We start from the raw sequence: 14,885 nt of genomic DNA on the forward strand, positions 1-14,885 counted from the left end.
CTTGACCTGTCTCAAGAGCGAACTGCAGTGCCGATTGACGCAAATCAAGCGCGACCGGGCACGCGGGCCCTAGGCTTGCCTTCGTTCAATGGGGATATCAGGTCCATGTTCGACCGTGACAGGATGAGCGAAGAATTGCGCACGCTGAAGGTTGATGTGACGCGCTTGCTGAGCACCGCCGGCGAGGAGATGTTCGAGAGCTCGAAGGATCGCGCCGAGGCGCTCGCCGATCAGATCAGGGCTGCGCTCACGGAGCTCGGCGAGACCGTCGAGGAGGAGCAGGAGCAGCTCCAGAGCCTCATTGCGGACCGTCCCATCACATCGCTCGCCTCCGCTTTCGCGCTCGGCGTGGTCGTCGGCTTCATGCTGAGGAGACACTAGGTGAATACCGAGAACGTGGTCAAACACCTGCGCGCGCTGTGGCGCACCGACCGGATCATCGCGGACATCAGGCTGCGTCATCTGCTGATCGGCCTCGGCCTGCGCGCCTTCGCGGCACTGATTGCGGCGTTCGGGCTTCTGATGCTGGAGCTGGCGGCCTATTTCGCGCTGGTTCAGATCTGGAGCGCGATCGCCGCGGCGGCCATCCTCGGTGCCGTCAATTTCGCCATCGCGGCAGCCATCTTCGTCATCGCCGGCCGCGCTCCGTCCGGGCGTGACATCGAACTCGCCGGCGAAATTCACGACGCCTCCATCGAAGCGCTTCAACTCGAGGCCCGCGCACTCCAGGCCCAGGTGTCGGGCGCGGTGCATCATCCGCTGAGCACGATCGTGCCGGTGCTGGTGCCGCTGATCGCGATCGTCGTGAAGAATTTGCGGTCGACGGCCAGAGCATCGGCCAAGACATCTACCGCCGCAGGTTCGGCCGAACCGTCCTCCTGAGCTGGCGTTCAGAGCTTCAACTTGACGTCGCAGATGTCGGGTTCGGCCGGATCCGGCTTGACCTCGAAACCCAGGTTTCGGCACATTTCGAGCATCACGATGTTCTCCTGGAGCACGTCGCCCGAGATGACTTTCAGTCCTTCCGACTTGGCGTAGTCGATGATGAGCTGCATGAGGGCCCAGCCGAGCCCCCTGCCCTTCAGGTCGGACCGCAGCAGGATCGCGTATTCACCGTTCTCGTAGACCGAATCCGAATGGAGCCGGACCACGCCGACCATCTCACCGGTGGCCTCGTCGAATGCAATGAAGGCCATCGCGCGCGCATAGTCGAGCTGGGTCAGGCGCGCGATGAACTCGTGGGTAAACTCCTTCATCGGCGCGAAGAAACGCAGACGCAGGTCGTGCGGCGTGACGTGGCGCAGGAATTCGTGAATGGTCGGCTCGTCTTCCGGGCGCATGGGCCGCACGAAGATGCGCCAATCATCCTTGAGCTTGAGACGGCGCTCCCATTGCGACGGATAGGCGCGAACGGCGAAATTGGCCGGGCCGGAGCCGACGAACTTCCGCTGTGGCGGACCGACCGCGACGCGGGCATCCACCGCAGTCACGCCGGTTTCGTCCGCCAGCAACGGATTGATGTCGAATTCCCGGATCTCGGGAATATCGGCGGCCATCTGCGCCAGCTTGACCAGCACCATGGCGACCGCGTCCTGCTTGACCGCCGGCACATCACGATAGGCCTTCAGCAGCCGCGACACGCGCGTGCGGTCGATCAAATCGCGGGCGAGCTGCAAATCGAGCGGTGGCAGCGCAAGCGCCTTGTCGTTGATGATTTCCACCGCCGTGCCGCCACGGCCGAACACGACGACGGTTCCGAAAGTGGGATCGTCGGCGAGGCCCAGGATCAGCTCGCGCGCCTTTGCCTTGACGACCATGGCCTGGACGATGACGCCGCCGATGCGGGCTTCCGGGCGCAGCTTTTTTGCACGTGCCATAATGCCCGTGGCCGCGCCCCGGACTGCTTCGGGCGTCGTCAGATTGAGCACGACGCCGCCGACATCGGATTTGTGGACGATGTCCCGCGACATGATTTTCAGTACGACTGTGTCGCCCTGTGCGAAGATATCGTTTGCATAGGCCACCGCCTGCTCGACATCGGCCGCCGCATAGGTCGGCACCATCGCGATGTCATAAGCTTCGAGCAGATTCTTGATCTCGACCGGCTCCAGCCATTGCCGGCCATCCGCGATCGCGGCGGTGACGATCTGCCGCGCCCCTCGAGCGTCCGGAACGAACGTGTCGGGCATCGCGGGGGGAACCTGGCTCAGCTCCTCCACCACTTCGCGGTGCCGGACCAGATGCATGAAGCCGCGCACGGCGTCGTCCTCGGTCGGATAGTTCGGCACACCCGCGCTTGAAAGCGCCTGAATGATGTGCTGATCGGCGCCGACCCAGGCCGCCAATACGGGCTTCGCCCAGTTGCGGTGCTCCTTCCGGTATTTGCCGACGAGCTCCGTCACGGTCTGAGCGATCTCGGCCGCCGAGGCGATCGCAGTTTGCACGTTGAGAACCAGAACGGCGTCATTGTCGCGATCGGCCAGCAGCAGCTCCAGCGCCGCCGCATAGCGCGCGGCATCGGCGTCGCCCACGATGTCGACGGGATTTGCACCGGACCAGGTCGGCGGCAACGCAGCATCCAGCTTCCTGCGCGTCTCCGCCGAGATGGTCGCCGGAATTCCACCGAGTTCGACCAGTCGATCGACGGCGAGCACACCGATGCCGCCGCCATTGGTCAGGATGGCGAGGCGCTTTCCGGCCGGCGATTCGACGCGGCCGAGTGTCTCGGCACAATCGAACAGCTCACGCAGGTCGGAGACCCGCAGGACGCCCGCGCGGCGGAACGCCGCGTCGTAGACGGCGTCGGCGCCGGCGAGCGCGCCGGTATGCGTGGCAGCCGCCTTCGCGCCCTGCGCCATGCGGCCGGACTTCACCACGACGACGGGCTTCACGCGCGCGGCGGCGCGCGCAGCCGACATGAACTTGCGCGCGTCCTTGATGGACTCGATGTAGAGCAGGATCGCGCGCGTCTTGTGATCCATCGCGAAATAGTCGAGCAGATCGGCAATGTCGACATCGATCTGATCGCCGATCGAGACGATGCCGGAGAAGCCGACACCGCGTTGCGCGGCCCAATCGACCATGCCGGCGGCAATCGCGCCCGATTGCGAGATCAGCGCGAGGCTGCCCGCCCCCGGCATATGCGCAGCAAAGCTGGCATTCAGGCTGACCCCGGGCATCATGATGCCGAGACAGTTCGGTCCGATTAGCCGCATGCCGTATTTGCGGGCTGCGGTGATGGCAGCCTCGTGCAGAGATCCCGGTCCGTGGCCGAGCCCGGCCGAGACGATCAAGGCGCCCGCCGAGCCGCGACGGCCGGCCTGGTCGATGATGCCGGGAATCTCACGCGCAGGCGCGGTGACGATGACGAGCTCGGGCACGAAATCGAGAGCATCCAGACTCTTGACCGCGGCGATGCCGCCGATTTCGGCATGGCGTGGATTGACGAGGCCAAATCGCCCCTTGAATTCGGCCTTGCGAATGTTCTCGAGAACGGCGCGTCCCACCGAGACCGGACGGGCGCTTGCGCCGACGAGCGCAACTGAACGCGGCGCCAAAAGACTATTCAGACGATAAGTTGACATGAAAGCAAATGCACCCGCTCGGCGACGGTTCGATGGTTGACGATCAGGCTGGACGAATGGCGAGCCTAGTGCGAGATCATAACCCAGCATGGTGGCTCGCCAATGACGGTCGTCGTCACACCGCCCCAGACCATCTCATTCAAGGGCGAATGATGATAGGCGCCCATCACGATGGCGTCCACGCCGGGGGAATTCGCCCAATTTCGCAAGACCTTGCCGATCGAGCTGCCGCGGCTCTTCGCCGCCTCGAACGAGACATGGACATCGTGTTCCCTCGGATGATCGACCAGAGCGGTTCCGGATTGCACGATCGGGTCGGTCTTCTCATCCGCCACGGTCACCACGCGAACAGAGGCCGCCGCCTGCAGGACCGGCAACGCGTCGCCGACCGCACGTCCCGCATGCGCGGAGTGATCCCAGGCGATCATGACGTTCTCGAATTTTGGACCCGCGCGGCTGGCCGGCAAGCGGCAGAAAGACATTCTTGATGGTCATCGGGATTCTCCTTGGCGCCACGATAGGCCGGCGCTCGTCGAGACGCTTGATCCTCGTCAAGCCAAGGAAACGCGGTCTGGAGCCGGCGTTGACCGGCGTCAAGGACTGGCCCATCGGCTATTCTATGGATAGTTCAGTCGGAGCGGTTCGCCCCGGAGAAGCTCATGCGCGCGATGGTATTGCCGGCCCCGCGAACGCGGCTCCAGCTGGAGCAGCGGCCCGACCCGATACCCGGCGAGGGTCAGCTCCGCGTGAAAATCAGCGCCTGCGGGGTCTGCCGGACCGATCTTCATCTCGTCGATGCCGAACTGCCCGATATTCGCTATCCGATCGTACCCGGTCACGAGATCGTCGGCCGGGTCGATCTCGTGGGCCCAAATGTCGCAACGCATGCGCCCGGCGACCGCGTCGGCATTCCCTGGCTCGGCTTCACCTGCGGAAAATGTCGATTCTGCCGGAACGGCATGGAAAACCTGTGTGACGCACCGCTGTTCACCGGCTACACCCGCGATGGCGGCTACGCGACCCACACCGTCGCCGCCGCCCGCTACGCTTTCCCGCTCGGTGAGGCCGGCAACGACGTAGAGATTGCGCCTCTGCTCTGCGCCGGGCTGATCGGCTGGCGCTCGCTGGTACTGGCCGGCCCTGCCGAACGGCTCGGCCTCTACGGTTTTGGCGCGGCCGGCCACATCATTGCGCAGGTCGCGCACTGGCAGGGGCGATCGGTCCATGCATTCACGCGACGCGGCGATGCTGCCGCGCAAGATCTTGCACGTCGTCTCGGCGCCGTCTGGGCGGGAGCATCAGACGAGCTGCCAGACGAGCCGCTCGACGCCGCCATCATCTACGCACCATCAGGCGAGCTTGTGCCGGCTGCGCTGCGCGCGGTCCGCAAAGGCGGACGCGTCGTATGCGCGGGCATCCATATGACCGACATTCCAAGTTTCCCCTATGATCTGCTCTGGCAGGAGCGGCAGCTGATCTCCGTCGCCAACCTGACCCGGCAGGATGGCATCGATTTCCTCAAGATCGCTCCACAAGCGGGCGTGCGCACCGAAACGACGGCATTTCCGCTCGAGCAGGCCAACGAAGTTCTGACCATGCTGCGGGCCGGTCAGATTCTCGGCGCGGCCGTGCTGACGCCCTGATGGTGCTCGGATGCCGATTTCCATGAAAGACGAAATGGCGACCCAGGAGCGGGTCTTCCGGATGCTCACGGGCCATCCCGGCGTGACGCGGATCGACACACATGGAGCCTCGGTGTTCCTCGACGGCAAGCGCGCGCTGAAGATCAAGCGCGCCGTCCGGTTTCCCTTCCTCGATTATTCGACGCTCGAAAAGCGCAAGGCGGCGTGCGAAGAAGAGATCAGGATCAATCGGCCGTTGGCGCCGCAGGTCTATCATCGCGTCGTCGCGATCACGGAAGAGCCGGATGGATCGGTGCAGGTCGGCGGCGCCGGCCGGCCGATCGAGTATGCGGTGGAAATGTCGCGCTTCGACGAAAGCAAAACGCTGGATCATCTGGCAAAGTCCGGGCCACTGGATCCAAAGCTCGCCTTGGCCGCCGCAGACGCGATCGTGGCTTCGCATGCAGGGGCGGCCGACCCCGACGGAAAAGCATGGGTCTCATTCATCCCCGCCCTGATTGACGGCAACAGTCAGGGCCTGCGGGCTGGCGGGCGTTTTGGCCCGGAAGACATCGAAAAACTCAGTCAAGCCTCGCACGAAGCCTATTCGCGTCTCCGCCCCTTGCTCGCGGAGCGCGGCCGGAAGGGTTTTGTCCGCCGTTGCCACGGCGACCTGCATCTCGCAAACATCGTTCTGATCGATGACCGGCCCGTGCTGTTCGACGCCATCGAGTTCGATGCGCAGATGGCGACCGTCGACGTGCTCTATGATCTCGCATTCACGCTGATGGACCTGTTGCACCACGATCAGCCGCACGCGGCCAACATCGTCCTGAACCGATATCTCACCGCGACGCCCGCATATAATTTGGACGCGCTCTCGGCCCTGCCGCTGTTCATGTCCGTCCGGGCAGCGATCCGCGCCCAGGTGGCTTTGGCACGGCTGAGGCCGCCGCATTCCGACGACCCCGGCATTCTCGAGCAGGCACGGCGCTATTTTGACCTCGCCACGATGCTGATCCATCCTGCCGCCCCGCGCCTAATCGCCGTCGGCGGATTGTCAGGCACCGGCAAGACAGTTCTGGCGCAAGCGCTGGCGCCCCGCATCGCACCGCCGCCCGGAGCCGTCGTGCTGCGCAGCGACATCGTCCGCAAGCAGATGTTCGGGGTCGAGGACACCCACCGCCTGCCGCCCACCGCCTACACGCCGGAGCATGCAGCCCGCGTCTACGACACGCTGGCTCAGCTCGCCCGGCGGGTGCTGGCGCAAGGCCATTCGGCGATCATTGACGGCGTGTTTGCCCGCGAGGACGAACGAGACGCGATCGCGGCACTGGCGAGGGAGTGCAACGTGCCGCTGGACGGCCTGTTCCTGGTTGCGGACCTCGCGACCCGGCAGATGCGGATCGGAAGCCGCCGGGGCGACGCATCCGACGCTACGCAAGAGGTTGCCGCGCTGCAGGAGCGCTATAATATCGGCCGTGTCGGTTGGGCGACCATCGATGCATCCGGGACGCAAGAGCAGACGCTCCAGAACTGCCGGAACGCGATCGCTGCAGGCAAACAGGGCAATCTGATTGGCGCGGGCAAAGATGGCGCGACCTAGCACGATCTCGACGGCCGCGCGCGTCGCGCCGGCGGCACGTCGCAATGCCTTGCCCGGCCGCCTCAGTCCCGGCATGGCCTGCGATACCGCGTTCCGGATCATCGCGCGCCGTCACCTTGCCGCTATCCTCGCCCAGCATGACGGCACCTGCCGCGGCGATCCCGATGCGCTGCACCAGATCCGGATTGCCCTGACGCATCTGCGCACCGCCATCCGCTTCTTCTCGCCGATGGTCGACGACGCCCTGCGGCCGACGATCTGGGTCGAGCTGAAATGGCTGAACGGTCAGCTCGGCATGGTGCGGGACCTCGATGTGGCGATTGAGCGGGTTGTCGCCGAGAGCGGCGATGAGCTCGCCGTGATCGCCGAGCTTCAACACTGGGACGAAAAACGCGCCGAGAGCCACCGCGAGCTGGCGCGCGCACTGCAATCCCCGCGCTACCGCCGCCTTGTCGAGCAGACCTCGGCCTGGATCGAGAGCGGCCCCTGGTCGACTCGGCGCAGCAAGGAAGCCATCCGGTTGCGCCGCTGCACGCTCGCTGACCATGCAATGAAGCGGCTGGCCGAGTGGGAGACGACGCTGCTCAAGAAGGCGCGGAAGCTTCGCAAGCTCGACGTCGAGAAACGTCACAAGCTGCGGCTCCTCAACAAGCGAATGACCTATTCGATCGAGTCGCTCCAGGACCTGTTCGGCGATGAATCGCTGACGAAACAGAAGTCCATCCTGAAGCGATTGCGCAAGGCGCAACGGTCGCTCGGACAATTGAACGACGACGCGCGCGGCCAGGCGCTGGCCGCGTCATTGAACGGCGCCGGCCACGAATCCGGCAAGCGCTTCCTCAACCGCAAGCGGGAAAAGAAGCTGCTGCGGAAGGCGTCGGCCGCCTACCGCAAACTGGACAAGACCAAGCCCTTCCGCTCCTCGGATCTCGCGCCAGGATCCGAACCGGAATCTTAGGTGTGGACGTAATCCCCCGGCGCATCAGGCAGTCCCAGCGCGTCACCAACTCCGGTCCGCGGCGGATCGCAGGGCGCGCCAGAGTGCGCCGCTAGCCAACTGGCCCATTCCAGCCACCACGATCCCTCGACGTGCGGAGCCAGCTTCAGCCATTCGTCCGGACCAACGTAGGGCGCGTCGGCAGCCTTGGTCAGCACCTGATAGCTGTGGCCGGGCTCCTCGGGTGATGCAACGACACCGGCATTGTGGCCACCGCTGGTCAACAGGAACGTCACGTCGGCATCAACCTGGTAGTGGATCTTGTAGACGGATCGCCACGGCGCCACGTGATCGGCGAGGGTGCCGACCACGAACATCGGCGCGTGAATATCGGACAGCGAAACGCTCCTGCCGCCGACCTGATAGCGCCCGCCGGCCAGATCGTTGTCGAGGAACAGCTTACGCAGATATTCCGAATGCATGCGATAAGGCAGCCGGGTTGCGTCCGCATTCCAGGCCATCAGGTCGCTCGGCGGCGCGCCCTCGCCCATCAGATAGTCATGTGAAAGACGCGACCAGATCAACTCGTTGGAGCGCAACAGCTGAAAGGCGCCGGCCATCTGCGTCGTGTCGAGATAGCCGCGCTGCCACATCATGTCTTCGAGAAAGGCGACCTGGCTCTCGTTGATGAAGAGCGTCAGCTCCCCGGCCTCGGTGAAATCGGTCTGGGCAGCAAGAAGAGTGACGGTGCCGAAGCGGTTGTCGCCGTCGCGTTCCATCGCCGCCGCGGCGATCGACAGCAGCGTGCCGCCCAGACAATAGCCGAGCGCATGCGTCTTCCGCCCCGGCACGATCAGGCCGATCATGTCCAGCGCCGCCATGACGCCCAGCCTGCGATAATCGTCAAAGGCAAGATCCCTATCCCTCGCGTCCGGATTGCGCCAGGAGATCGCGAACACGGTGAACCCTTGGCCGGTCAGATATTTGACCAGCGAGTTCTGCGGCGAGAGATCGAGAATGTAGTACTTCATGATCCAGGCCGGCACGATCAGGATCGGCTCGGGCCTCACCTGCGCGGTGGTCGGGTGGTACTGAATGAGCTCGATCAGCTCGTTGCGGTACACGACCTTGCCGGGCGAAGCCGCCACGGTCTTGCCGACCACGAACTGATCCCCACCCGCCAACTTCGAGTTGGAGAGCAGGCGCATCAGATCACTGCACCAGTTCTGCCAGCCAAAGACGAAATTCTCCCCGCCGCTCTGGAACGCCTTCTCCAGCACCTTCGGATTGGTCGCCGCGAAATTCGACGGGGCCAGCATGTCGAGCATCTGGCGCATCGAAAACTCGACGATGGCCTCATTGGCGTGCGACACGCCACGCACGCCCGTCGCGGCATCGCGCCACCAGCGTTCTGCGAGCAAGAAGCCCTGCGCCAGCAGATTGAAGGGCGCAGTCTCCCATTGCGGTCCACTGAAACGGCGGTCCCGCCCCTGCGGCTGGATCACGGACCACGGCTTCTGCTCCGGCGACGCCGCGTGCGCGGCGGCTTCCGCCAGCCGGCCGATGTCGCGCAGGATAGTGCGGGAAATCTCCATCTGGCGCTGCGGCGCCGCAGCGAGATGCGAGCTCCAATCGAGCCAGGCCAGCGACAAGGCCAGCGGCGAAATTCCGCCGGTGAACCGTGCCAGCATGGCGTGAAAGGCGCGGTCGAGTGGATATGGCTCGGATTCAGGCAGAGGATCGGTGGCGACCGTCTTTTCTGCGGGCTTTTCGACGCTCGCCGTCGAAGCTCCGGGAGCATCGGCGGGACTGAGCGGGAGGGCCTGCACCGCCGGCTCCTCGGCCCGTGGAAATATCTGCACGACGCTCATGGCTCAATGATCCCAAGGGCTGCTGTCTGATGTCGATGGAAGAATATGGCGAGGCCTCGGATAAGCGTTGAGCTGCATCAAACCAGGGGCGGGTCACAATCGCTTCATTGGGACGGACGGGCTACGTCCCATTGACCTGCGTCAAGCCGCACCCGGGCGCCCGGGGTAGTTTTCGCGCATCGAAATTTGACAAGCCAGCGGAGTTGTCCATGCGCGCCCACCAGATCATGACCCGGTCGGTCATCTCGGTTACCCCCGACACCAGCATCGTCGAGGCAGCGAATATCATGCTGAAGCGGCATGTCAGCGGCCTCACTGTGGTCGACGAGACCGGCAAGCTGGTCGGCGTCGTCTCCGAAGGCGATTTCATCCGCCGCAGCGAAATCGGCACCGGACGCAAGCGCGGACGCTGGCTGCGGTTCATCCTGGGTCCGGGCAAATCCGCCAGCGATTTCGTCCACGAGCACGGCCGCAAGGTCTCGGAAGTGATGACCGACACGCCCATCACCATCACGGAGGATACGGCGCTCGCCGAGATCGTCGACCTCATGGAGCGCAACAACGTGAAGCGGCTGCCCGTGGTGCGCGGCGACAAGGTCGTCGGGATCGTATCGCGAGCCAACCTGCTGCAGGCGGTGGCGGGGCTCGCCCGCGAGGTGCCGGATCCGACGGCCGACGACGATCACATTCGCAGCCGTATCATCGAGACCATGGAGAAGAACGACTGGTGCCCGTTCGGGCTCAATGTCATCGTCCGTGACGGCATCGTTCACCTCAGCGGCGTCATCACCGAAGAGCGCACACGGCAGGCGGCGATCGTCGCCACCGAGAACGTCGAAGGCGTGAAGAAGGTGCATGACCATCTGTGCTGGGTCGACACCATGTCGGGCATCTATCTGAACTCGCCGGAAGACGACGAACTCGCCAAAGCGAGCTGACAAGGTAGGCTGACAAGGCGAGCCTGAGTCTGGGCGATCAGCGCGGAATGACGGCGGTGGCCTCGATCTCGACGCGAGCCGCCTTCTCCACCAAGCGGACCACCTGCACCAGCGCCATCGCGGGGTAATGTGTGCCGAAGATGGCACGGTAGACCTTGCCGAGCGCCTTCAGGTTGGACAGGTACTCGTCCATGTCGACGACGTACCAGGTCAACCGCACGAGGTGCTCGGGCCGCGCGCCGGCCTCGGCCAGGATCGTCGCGATGTTGCTCAGGGTCTGCCGCACCTGCGCAACAAAGCCGTCGGCGAGACGCTCCTCGGCGTCCCAGCCGATCACGCCGCCGGTGACGACGATGCGCCCTTCGGCGGCCATGCCGTTGGCATAGCCCTTCGGCATCGGCCAGCCCGACGGCTGGAGCACCTGCACCCGCGAACGGGTGCCATCCTCGGCGGCAGTCGGCAGCACCGCAAGCTGCGGGCCCTTCGGCGTCGTCACGGACAATTCGTCATCCTTTTCTCATTCCGCCGCGACGCCCGAGGACGTCATCGCGGCCTGCGCCAGTTGCCGCAGGGCAAAGCGCTTCAGTTTGCCGGTCTCGGTCTTCGGCAGTTGCGTCACGAACGCGATGGCCCGCGGATATTTGTATGGGGCGATCTCGCGTTTGACATGCTCCTGCAGCTCGGCCACGAGCTGAGCATCCGGCGTCACGCCGGGTGCAGCGACGACATAGGCCTTCACGATCATGCCGCGTGCCTCGTCGGGGGCGCCGACCACACCGCACTCGGCGACCGCCGGATGGGTGAGCAGGGCCGCTTCGACGTCCGTGCCTGCGATGTTGTAGCCGGAGGACACGATCATGTCGTCGGAGCGGGACTGGTACCAGAAATAGCCGTCGCTATCCATGAGATAGGTGTCGCCGGTGATGTTCCAGCCGTTCTGGACGTACTTGCGCTGGCGCTCGTCGGCGAGATAGCGGCAACCGGTCGGCCCGCGCACCGCGAGCTTGCCCATCGTGCCCGCCGGCACGTCATGGCCGTCGTCATCGACGATCTTGGCCTCGTAGCCCGGCACGGGCTTTCCGGTGGCGCCGGGACGGATCTCATCCTCGGTCGCGCTGATGAAGATGTGCAGCAGCTCGGTCGAGCCGATGCCATCCATCAACTTGATGCCGGTGGCCTTGAGCCAGGCGTCGAAGGTCGGCTTGGGCAGAGTCTCGCCGGCGGAGACGCATTTGCGCAGCGATGAAATGTCGCGCCCGGCGAGCTTGCCGATCATGGCGCGATACGCCGTGGGCGCGGTGAAACAGACCGTGATCCTGTGCTGCTCGATCGCCGTCAGGATGTCGTCGGGCGTCGTCTTCTCCAGCACCACGAAGGAGGCGCCGATGTGCATCGGAAACAGCACGCCGCCAAAGCCGAAGGTGAACGCGAGCGGCGCCGAGCCGACGAATCGATCCGTCTGCTCGGCCCTCAAGATGTTGCGCGCATAGCCGTCGCAGACCGCGAGCATGTCGCGGTGGAAATGCATGGTGCCCTTGGGATCGCCTGTCGTGCCGGACGTAAAGGCGATCAGGCAGACGTCGTCGGCGGCGGTATCGACGGCTTCGAACTCCGGACGTGCGTCGGCGATGAGCGCTTCGAGCGAGTCCGGCGCGCCGTTGCCCCAATAAACGATACGCTTCAGATGGGGGGCGGCAGCCCCCGCCTTTTCCATTTCCTCGGCGAGCTTGCCGTCGCACAGCGCCAGCGCGATCTCCGCCTTCTGGATCGGATAGGACAGCTCCTTGGCGCGCAGCAGCGGCATCGTGGCCACGACTATGCCGCCGGCCTTGATCACCGCGAGATAGGTCGCAACCATCAAGGGGTTGTTGGCAGAGCGCAGCAGCACCCGCCCACCGGGGACGAGGCCGAGCTTGCCGACCAGCACATTGGCGATCCGGTTCACGAGCGCCTGCAGATCGCGGTAGGTGTAACTGACGGCGGGGCTGATGACGCAGGGCGCATCCCCGTGGCCCAGCCCGACCCAGCGGTCGAGGAAGTAGCTGACACAGTTCAATCGGGGCGGATAGGTCAACTCCGGCCGCGTGAAGATGAAGTCGGGCCAGAGCTCGCGCGGCGGCAGATGCTGCTGCGCAAACGTGTCGACATGGGCCGTGGCGGCGTTGCCGTCATGCGAGCCCGTCACTTGAACCTTGGCGGCGTTGGCCATCGCACGCTCCTTTCAGCATGGATTGCACCCGGCAGCACGATCTGGAAAACATTTTAGGCTTAAAACAATTCGGCGCAATAGTGGATTTTGGGCATCCCGTGCTTTTTCATGCGGCAAAAGGGATGGGGCGGCCCTCCGACCCCGCGCTTACGGCCGGCGGCGCGCGGCCGATTTCTGCGCCGACGCCTTAGTCTTGGCGAGCAGCCGCATCAATTCGCGGACGTCTTTCGGCGAGAGATCGGCGAACAGATCGGCGATCCAGGTCTCGTGTTCCGCAGCCATCCGGCGGAACTCGGCGCGACCGAGCTTCGTGAGGCGGATCACCTGGACACGGCGATCCGTTTCCGACGTGCGGCGGTCGAGATGACCGGACTCCACAAGGCGCTCGACCAGCCCGGTGACGTTCCCGTTCGACACCATCATGCGTTTGGAGACATCGGACAGCGTCATGCCGTCAGGCGCCTTGTCGAGCTGCGCCATCAGGTCGAACCGGGGCAGCGTGACGTCGAACCGCTGCCGCAGCCGGCCGCGGACCTCGCCCTCGATCAGCGTCGTGCAGGTCAAGAGGCGCAACCACAGCCGCAGCTCGTCGGCGTGGTCTTCCGGCGTTTCGACGGCCTTGGTCTCGGAATCGAGCATCTCGATGCAGTCACTCTCGGCGGGCATTGGCGCCAGCACGGATTCCCCAACATTTTGAGCTTCAAGTAAATCGGAGCCGGCCGCAAGTCCAAAGCTGCAACAATCGACCGCAGAGGAATTTCTTTAGGCTTCAAATATTTGGCGCGCCGCTTGCATGCGTGCTGCCCGCTGGATGGCAATGGTTTGCGCGCTGCTTGCCGCGGCAGCCGTCATCGGCATAAGCTTGGATTGAAGTACGCGGCTTGCAGCGCAAGCCTCGATGTCACGGGGACAGATCATGAAGACGCAATTGACCTTGGCCGCAGCCTTGCTGGTCGGCACCGCCCTCAATCCAGCCGTGGCGCAGGAGAAGATCAAGCTGGGCGTGGTGGTGACCCTGTCGGGGCCCGCCGCTGCGCTGGGTCAGCAAGTCCGCGACGGCTTTGCGCTCGCGGTGAAGGATCTCGGCGGCAAGATGGGCGGCCGCGATGTCGAGGTGATTGTTGCGGATGACGAGCTCAAGCCGGATGCGGCGGTGACCAAGGTCAAGGGTCTGCTGGAGCGCGACAAGGTCGACTTCGTGGTTGGCCCGATCTTCTCCAACATCCTGCAGGCGATCCACCGGCCTATCACGGAATCGAAAACCTTCCTGATCAGCCCCAATGCCGGTCCGTCGACCTTCGCCGGCAAGGATTGCAATCCGTTCTTCTACGTGACCTCGTACCAGAACGACCAGGTGCACGCGATCCTCGGCAAGGTCGCGCAGGATCGCGGCTACAAGCGCATGTACCTGATGGTGCCGAACTATCAGGCCGGCAAGGATTCGGTGGCGGGCTTCAAGCTCGACTACAAGGGCGAGATCGTCGAGGAATCCTATATGCCGCTGAACACACTGGATTTCCAGCCGGAGCTGTCCAAGATCGCCTCGCAAAAGCCGGACGCTCTTTTCACGTTCATGCCGGGCGGTCTCGGCGTCAATCTCGTCAAGCAGTACCGGCAGGCCGGCCTCGCCGACAGCATTCCGGTGCTCTCGGCGTTCACGGTGGATGAATCGACCTTGCCGGCCCAGCAGGACGCAGCTGTCGGCATGTTTGGCGGTGCGAACTGGGCACCCAATCTCGACAATCCCCAGAACAAGAAGTTCGTGGCGTCCTACGAGGCCGCCTACAACGTCGTGCCCGGCACCTACGCCTTCCAGGCCTATGACGCCGCGATGCTGATCGACAGCGCGGTCAAGGCCATGAAGGGCGATCTGTCGAACAAGGCAGCGGTCCAGGCGGCGCTCAAGAAGGCCGACTTCACCTCGCTGCGCGGCGCCTTCAAGTTCAACACCAACGGCTATCCGATCCAGGACTTCTATCTGACCAAGGTCGCCAAGCGTCCCGACGGCAAGTTCCAGACCGAGATCGTGCAGAAGGTCTTCGAGAATTACGGCGACCGCTATGCCAAGGACTGCAAGGCGGCGAACTAAGCGGCGTACTGCGTTAAGGGAGGACTGCT

Annotated in this window: 12 protein-coding genes and 1 pseudogene; 7 read left to right on the forward strand and 6 right to left on the reverse strand. The window is 64.4% G+C overall.

Going from position 1 to position 14,885, the window contains the following annotated elements; translation table 11 throughout:
- The first annotated feature begins 105 nt into the window (after positions 1-105).
- Together K410_RS0126370 and K410_RS0126375 are read left to right on the forward strand one after the other, a co-directional pair.
- Positions 106-381 carry a hypothetical protein gene (locus K410_RS0126370; protein ID WP_028137649.1) on the forward strand — a complete coding sequence of 92 codons (276 nt, stop codon included), beginning with the start codon at positions 106-108 and terminating at the stop codon, positions 379-381.
- Positions 382-882: a hypothetical protein gene (locus K410_RS0126375; protein WP_028137650.1), complete on the forward strand. Its 501-nt coding sequence runs from the start codon at positions 382-384 to the stop codon at positions 880-882.
- Positions 883-890: 8 nt separating this feature from the next.
- On the opposite strand, the gene K410_RS0126380 is transcribed toward K410_RS0126375, so the two are convergent.
- Both K410_RS0126380 and K410_RS37280 read right to left on the reverse strand, forming a co-directional pair.
- Positions 891-3,584: a bifunctional acetate--CoA ligase family protein/GNAT family N-acetyltransferase gene (locus K410_RS0126380; protein ID WP_028137651.1), complete on the reverse strand. Its 2,694-nt coding sequence runs from the start codon at positions 3,582-3,584 to the stop codon at positions 891-893.
- A gap of 65 nt (positions 3,585-3,649) precedes the next feature.
- Positions 3,650-4,030 (reverse strand): annotated as a pseudogene (locus tag K410_RS37280) (universal stress protein); the annotation flags it as partial.
- A 213-nt stretch (positions 4,031-4,243) separates the two neighbouring features.
- On the opposite strand from K410_RS37280, the gene K410_RS0126390 reads away from it, so the two are divergent.
- The 3 genes from K410_RS0126390 to K410_RS0126400 are packed head-to-tail and all read left to right on the forward strand — an operon-like array spanning position 4,244 to position 7,770.
- Entirely contained in the window at positions 4,244-5,227 is a 984-nt protein-coding gene (locus K410_RS0126390; RefSeq protein ID WP_028137652.1) for a zinc-dependent alcohol dehydrogenase family protein, read from the forward strand.
- 22 nt (positions 5,228-5,249) lie between these two features.
- Positions 5,250-6,812 (forward strand): bifunctional aminoglycoside phosphotransferase/ATP-binding protein, encoded by a 1,563-nt coding sequence (locus K410_RS37285; RefSeq protein ID WP_049820318.1) that lies wholly within the window; start codon positions 5,250-5,252, stop codon positions 6,810-6,812.
- Positions 6,799-7,770, forward strand: coding sequence for a CHAD domain-containing protein (locus K410_RS0126400; protein ID WP_028137653.1), 972 nt, complete (start codon positions 6,799-6,801; stop codon positions 7,768-7,770). Before K410_RS37285 ends, K410_RS0126400 begins: the two co-directional genes overlap by 14 nt.
- On the opposite strand, the gene K410_RS0126405 is transcribed toward K410_RS0126400, so the two are convergent.
- Positions 7,767-9,620 (reverse strand): PHA/PHB synthase family protein, encoded by a 1,854-nt coding sequence (locus K410_RS0126405; protein ID WP_028137654.1) that lies wholly within the window; start codon positions 9,618-9,620, stop codon positions 7,767-7,769. The two genes, K410_RS0126400 and K410_RS0126405, sit on opposite strands and share 4 nt — an antisense overlap.
- Positions 9,621-9,829: 209 nt before the next feature.
- Between K410_RS0126405 and K410_RS0126410 the strand changes: the two genes are divergently transcribed.
- Entirely contained in the window at positions 9,830-10,558 is a 729-nt protein-coding gene (locus K410_RS0126410) for a CBS domain-containing protein (protein ID WP_028137655.1), read from the forward strand.
- A gap of 37 nt (positions 10,559-10,595) precedes the next feature.
- On the opposite strand, the gene K410_RS0126415 is transcribed toward K410_RS0126410, so the two are convergent.
- The 3 genes from K410_RS0126415 to K410_RS0126425 form a co-directional block, all read right to left on the reverse strand.
- Positions 10,596-11,054: a RidA family protein gene (locus K410_RS0126415; protein WP_028137656.1), complete on the reverse strand. Its 459-nt coding sequence runs from the start codon at positions 11,052-11,054 to the stop codon at positions 10,596-10,598.
- A gap of 21 nt (positions 11,055-11,075) precedes the next feature.
- Positions 11,076-12,767, reverse strand: a complete 1,692-nt coding sequence (locus tag K410_RS0126420) for a benzoate-CoA ligase family protein (protein WP_028137657.1) — start codon at positions 12,765-12,767, stop codon at positions 11,076-11,078.
- Between the two features lie 147 nt (positions 12,768-12,914).
- Positions 12,915-13,433: a MarR family winged helix-turn-helix transcriptional regulator gene (locus K410_RS0126425; RefSeq protein WP_028137658.1), complete on the reverse strand. Its 519-nt coding sequence runs from the start codon at positions 13,431-13,433 to the stop codon at positions 12,915-12,917.
- Between the two features lie 250 nt (positions 13,434-13,683).
- Between K410_RS0126425 and K410_RS0126430 the strand changes: the two genes are divergently transcribed.
- Positions 13,684-14,856, forward strand: coding sequence for an ABC transporter substrate-binding protein (locus K410_RS0126430; RefSeq protein ID WP_028137659.1), 1,173 nt, complete (start codon positions 13,684-13,686; stop codon positions 14,854-14,856).
- The last annotated feature ends 29 nt before the right edge of the window (positions 14,857-14,885 follow it).

Origin of the sequence: Bradyrhizobium sp. 22 (assembly GCF_000482425.1) — a bacterium.
GTDB classification, from domain to species: domain Bacteria; phylum Pseudomonadota; class Alphaproteobacteria; order Rhizobiales; family Xanthobacteraceae; genus Bradyrhizobium; species Bradyrhizobium japonicum_B.

Excerpts from the sequence above, each read along its gene's own strand:
- K410_RS0126370 (WP_028137649.1), top strand. The coding sequence starts at position 106 with ATGTTCGACCGTGACAGGATGAGCGAAGAATTGCGCACGCTGAAGGTT.
- K410_RS0126380 (WP_028137651.1), bottom strand. The coding sequence starts at position 3,584 with ATGTCAACTTATCGTCTGAATAGTCTTTTGGCGCCGCGTTCAGTTGCG.
- K410_RS0126390 (WP_028137652.1), top strand. The coding sequence starts at position 4,244 with ATGCGCGCGATGGTATTGCCGGCCCCGCGAACGCGGCTCCAGCTGGAG.
- K410_RS37285 (WP_049820318.1), top strand. The coding sequence starts at position 5,250 with ATGAAAGACGAAATGGCGACCCAGGAGCGGGTCTTCCGGATGCTCACG.
- K410_RS0126400 (WP_028137653.1), top strand. The coding sequence starts at position 6,799 with ATGGCGCGACCTAGCACGATCTCGACGGCCGCGCGCGTCGCGCCGGCG.
- K410_RS0126405 (WP_028137654.1), bottom strand. The coding sequence starts at position 9,620 with ATGAGCGTCGTGCAGATATTTCCACGGGCCGAGGAGCCGGCGGTGCAG.
- K410_RS0126410 (WP_028137655.1), top strand. The coding sequence starts at position 9,830 with ATGCGCGCCCACCAGATCATGACCCGGTCGGTCATCTCGGTTACCCCC.
- K410_RS0126420 (WP_028137657.1), bottom strand. The coding sequence starts at position 12,767 with ATGGCCAACGCCGCCAAGGTTCAAGTGACGGGCTCGCATGACGGCAAC.
- K410_RS0126425 (WP_028137658.1), bottom strand. The coding sequence starts at position 13,433 with ATGCCCGCCGAGAGTGACTGCATCGAGATGCTCGATTCCGAGACCAAG.
- K410_RS0126430 (WP_028137659.1), top strand. The coding sequence starts at position 13,684 with ATGAAGACGCAATTGACCTTGGCCGCAGCCTTGCTGGTCGGCACCGCC.